The sequence below is a fragment of the uncultured Anaerovibrio sp. genome (assembly GCF_947302755.1).
Classification (GTDB): domain Bacteria; phylum Bacillota; class Negativicutes; order Selenomonadales; family Selenomonadaceae; genus Anaerovibrio.
This window is the reverse complement of record NZ_CAMYWM010000165.1, coordinates 1-4,491: the sequence shown is the minus strand read 5'-3', so window position 1 is coordinate 4,491 and position 4,491 is coordinate 1. Positions and strand designations below refer to the sequence as shown.

Below are 4,491 nucleotides of genomic sequence, written 5' to 3'. Positions count from 1 at the left end.
TTTTCGATGAAAAATTCTCATTTTAATTTGCTTTAAATCTTGACATAGCACCATATCTTTCCATTATCATCTTTGGCTGCATTATTTTTCTCACTTCCACAACCCGTTAACAATGTAAAGCAAGCCATACATAGCACCAATAATACCACAAACAAACTTCTTTGCTTCATAATCGTTCCATCCTTTCAACAATCATACATCTAAAAATCTTTACTTTAGGCTGCTATCCATCATCTCCCCACAAACCGAAAACCTTGGCAATAAAAAAACCGCTTCGCAATATACGAAACGGCACAAAAACAACGCACTGTAGTCGCCTGCTCTCCTGTCGCTCGCAAGATGCAAGTAAAATCCATTTTTGGGCAGTTCTCCTGGCTCTGTTTCATCGTTCGATTCGCCTTCCCAGCTACCAGTAGCCAGTGACATCATGAAAGGAACTCCACATTACAGTGACGGGATCGCAACGGCTTTTCACCGTTTTCTCTGTTAGGCTCTCGCGAGCACCCAAAAACATATGTAATTGTATTTTTGATTGACAACCAAAATTCTAATCACTAAATTAAAAGATGTAAAATACTATTATTTAATGATTTGCATAGGCACATACCTATAGATGGAGGATTTTTCCATGACGCTTAGACATTTTCTTATATTTCTAAATGTTTGTGATGAGGAAGGAATGACCAAAGCTGCTGAAAAGCTACATATTTCACAACCTTCTGTGAGCCAGGCCATCAAAGAACTTGAGGAACATTACCAAGTTAAATTGTTTGAAAGACTGGGAAAAAGATTGTTTATTACTCCAGCCGGACAGGAGCTTATGCACTATGCCCGCCATGTACTTAGTCTGACTAATAAGGCAGAATCAACACTACGCGGTTTTTCCAGTCACTCCCCGCTCCGCATTGGTGCCACCTTGTCAGTTGGCGAAAGTGTTTTCGTTCCCCTGCTGTGCCATTTTAAAGCAAAACTGCCGGAGCAGGTGATTTTTTCCCGTATTCACAATACCACCACTTTGGAGCAATACCTACTTCAAGATGAACTGGATATTGCGCTGGTTGAGGGAAACCTTGAATCAGAATACCTGCGTGAAATCCCCTTCATGGAAGATGAGCTGGTATTCGTAGCTTCACCTGACAGCAAGCAAACTATGTCCAAGAAAGAAATAGCGAAATGCTCCTTTATTGTACGGGAGGAGGGCAGCGGTACCCGCAATCTTTTTGAACAGATTATGAGAGAACATAATATAACCCCGCGTATCTCCGGTGTTTATAACAATTCTTCCACCATCAAGCAAGCAGTTATGGCTGGTCTTGGTATAACCGTTCTTTCCAAAAAAATTGTGGAAAAGGAAATAATTGACGGATCTCTTATTGAAATATCCGTCCCCCATATTAATTTTCGCCGAAATTTCCGTATTGTCCATCATGTAAATAAATATATTACATCTACTTTGGAGCTTTTTATTAACACCTGTCACGAGATGTACAGCTAATTGCCAGATACTCCAGTATTTCATGGGCAGCCACATTGCCCTCACCTATGGCCTTGGCTATCTGGTACGGTCTTCCTGTGTTGTCCCCAGCCGCAAAGCAGCCCTCTATATTGGTGTGAAGCTGACGATTCACGACTACATGAGGGCCATCCAGCTCCAACCCTGGCAGAAGCTCCTCTGGTGGAATGGCGTTACGCAAAATAAACACACCATCAACGGTAATTTGATCGCCATTACTCAGTTCTACTATCTCTACCCGCTTCTCTCCCAATATTCTCACCAGTCTTCCATCAACCAGCTTCACATTATTTTCCGTTACTTTCAATTTGCCATCGGTGGAAAACAGATACACCTTTTCCGCTATATTGGCAAGGTAATAAACCTCCGAAATAAAGCTTTTGTTGCCACAATACACTGCCAAAGTCTTTCCCTTGTAAAACATGCCATCACAAGTGGCGCAGTAGCTTACCCCCCTGCCAAGATACTCCTTTTCCCCATCAAAGCCCTTGGCAACAGCTATTCCGGTGGTCAGCAGAACAGTCTTTGCCTCGAACATCTCATTGTCTGCCAACAAAGTAAACTTACCGCCAAAATCTGAAATCTTGGAAACGAATTTATTTGTAATCTCAAGATCCAGTTCCTGGATATGCTTACGAAAATGCTCATTTAGCTCATGCCCGGTGATAATACCCAGTCCGGGATAATTGATGATTTTTTCAGCCTTTTCAATTTTGGAGCTCATTTCTTCAGGGCCAAACCATATTATATTCTTTCCTCTTGCCTTTAGCACAGTAGCCGCCGACAACCCCGCCGGCCCGCTTCCAACGATTGCTGCATCATATATCATATCTCCTTGACCTCCTTTAAATCAGGTAATTATTCGACAGCTTCAATATTTCATGTGATTTCTCTGACTTTAGTTATACCATTGACTTTAACTCACTGACAAGTCTGACTTTTGTGGTCAAAATGTTGTAATTACAACATACAAGTTTGATTTATTGTACTATATTAAACATACAAAAACAAATCAGATAATACTAAAACTCTTAATATGTGTATTAACAAGGGGGATTTTAATTATGAGTAATGAAATGTTTTGTTTTCAGTGTGAGCAGACCGCAGGATGTATTGGTTGTACCGGAAAAGCTGGTGTATGCGGCAAAAAATCCGATACAGCAAAGCTGCAGGATGAGCTGACGGGTGCCCTGATTGGTTTGGCTAGAGCCGTTGACAGCAACGGAGAGGCTACCCAAGAGATTTACAACGCTATCATTGAGGGACTCTTTACCACAATTACCAATGTGAGCTTCGACAATGAATCACTTGAGAAAATGATTGCCAAGGTTCGCCGACTTCAACAGGCTCTTGCTCCTGACTGTGGCAGCTGTGCATCGCCATGCGGCAAGAACAGTGAATTCAACATGGATGATCTGTGGACTGCCAATGAAGATATCCGCTCTCTGAAGTCCCTGATTTTATTTGGTATTCGTGGCATGGCAGCCTACGCTTATCATGCAAATGTACTGGGATATACTGATGAAGAAGTAAATAAGTTCTTCTGCGAGGCTCTCTTTATGATTGGCTACGGCGAAGATCAGGACACTCTGCTGCCAGTTGTTTTAAAGGTTGGTGAAATTAACCTTAAGTGTATGGCCCTTCTTGATAAAGCCAACACTGAAACCTATGGTTCACCAGAGCCTACCACCGTTTCCCTTACAGTGGAAAAGGGGCCTTTCATCGTAGTTACAGGCCATGATTTAAAGGATCTGCAGCTTTTATTGGAGCAGACTGAGGGCAAGGGCATTAATATTTATACCCATGGTGAAATGCTGCCAGCCCACGCCTATCCGCAGCTTAAGAAGTTCCCTCATCTCAAGGGCAACTTTGGTACCGCATGGCAAAACCAGCAGAAGGAATTTGATTACCTCCCTGCACCTATTCTTTACACCACCAACTGTCTTATGCCGCCTAGAAAGAGCTATGAGGACAGGGTATTTACCACCGAGGTGGTTGCATTCCCTGGGGCAGTTCATATTGATGACAACAAGGATTTCACCCCTGTAATTGAAAAGGCCCTGGCACTTGGAGGCTTTGCAAAAGATACTGAATTCACTGGTATTAATGGTGGAAAAGAGGTAACCACCGGCTTTGGCCATGCTGCAATTCTTTCCCACGCAGGCACTGTGGTAGAGGCAGTAAAATCCGGTGCCCTTAAGCATTTCTTCCTTGTAGCTGGCTGTGATGGTGCCAAGCCTGGCAGAAATTACTATACGGAATTTGTTAAGCAGACTCCAAAGGACAGCATTGTACTTACCTTGGCCTGCGGCAAATATCGTTTCAATGATCTTGCCCTTGGTGAAATCGGTGGCCTGCCAAGGCTTATGGATATGGGCCAGTGCAACGATGCCTACGGAGCCATTCAGGTGGCTGTTGCCCTTGCAAAAGCCTTTAACTGCAGTGTGAACGAGCTTCCTCTCTCCTTCGTACTCTCCTGGTACGAGCAGAAGGCTGTGTGCATTCTCCTCACCCTGCTCCATCTTGGCATCAAGAATATTAAACTGGGGCCATCCCTTCCAGCCTTTGTTTCCCCTAATATTCTTAATTTCTTAGTGGAAAATTATGGTATTGCACCAATTACAACTCCGGAAAAGGATTTAACAGAATTATTAAGTAATTAATCTGCATAAAAACAAGGCCTGCCATTGGAATTTACTTCCAGTTGCAGGCCCTTTTATATGGCATGAGTCTTATTATTTTTTAAAGGACCTTGACCCCATCTACATAAAGGCTATGGCCATTAGCTGCAATTTGGCTGATATCCCCTGTAAAGCTGGAAATATGTGTGTCATCCATCAAAATCCATTTACTGGTGTTAGCAAGGGAAACTGCCACATTTCCCACATTAGTGGTATTTTAAGTGACCATGTCATCGAAAATAACAAAATGAGATTTATAATCATCAAAACCATTGTCACAAAAAAAGAGCCAAAAAA

The 4,491-nt window shown here is 42.6% G+C and carries 4 protein-coding genes and 1 riboswitch; of the genes, 3 read left to right on the top strand and 1 reads right to left on the bottom strand.

Annotated features, from left to right (window positions below; all coding sequences use genetic code 11):
- Nucleotides 1-343: 343 nt before the first annotated feature.
- Nucleotides 344-523, bottom strand: a riboswitch (cobalamin riboswitch).
- 90 nt (nt 524-613) lie between these two features.
- A complete protein-coding gene (locus tag Q0Y54_RS11805) occupies nt 614-1,495 on the top strand; it encodes a LysR family transcriptional regulator (RefSeq protein WP_297968219.1) in 882 nt (293 codons plus the stop codon).
- Here the strand turns inward: Q0Y54_RS11805 and Q0Y54_RS11800 are convergent.
- Nucleotides 1,467-2,342, bottom strand: coding sequence for an NAD(P)/FAD-dependent oxidoreductase (locus tag Q0Y54_RS11800; protein ID WP_297968216.1), 876 nt, complete (start codon nt 2,340-2,342; stop codon nt 1,467-1,469). The genes Q0Y54_RS11805 and Q0Y54_RS11800 overlap by 29 nt on opposite strands.
- Before the next feature lie 235 nt (nt 2,343-2,577).
- Here Q0Y54_RS11800 and hcp point away from each other — a divergent pair, with 235 nt between their 5' ends.
- Entirely contained in the window at nt 2,578-4,176 is a 1,599-nt protein-coding gene (gene hcp / locus Q0Y54_RS11795) for a hydroxylamine reductase (protein WP_297968212.1), read from the top strand.
- Nucleotides 4,177-4,288: 112 nt separating this feature from the next.
- Nucleotides 4,289-4,491 (top strand): hypothetical protein (locus tag Q0Y54_RS11790; RefSeq protein ID WP_297968208.1); only part of this gene is annotated, 203 nt, incomplete at its 3' end.

Excerpts from the sequence above, each read along its gene's own strand:
- Q0Y54_RS11800 (WP_297968216.1), bottom strand. The coding sequence starts at position 2,342 with ATGATATATGATGCAGCAATCGTTGGAAGCGGGCCGGCGGGGTTGTCG.
- hcp (WP_297968212.1), top strand. The coding sequence starts at position 2,578 with ATGAGTAATGAAATGTTTTGTTTTCAGTGTGAGCAGACCGCAGGATGT.
- Q0Y54_RS11805 (WP_297968219.1), top strand. The coding sequence starts at position 614 with ATGGAGGATTTTTCCATGACGCTTAGACATTTTCTTATATTTCTAAAT.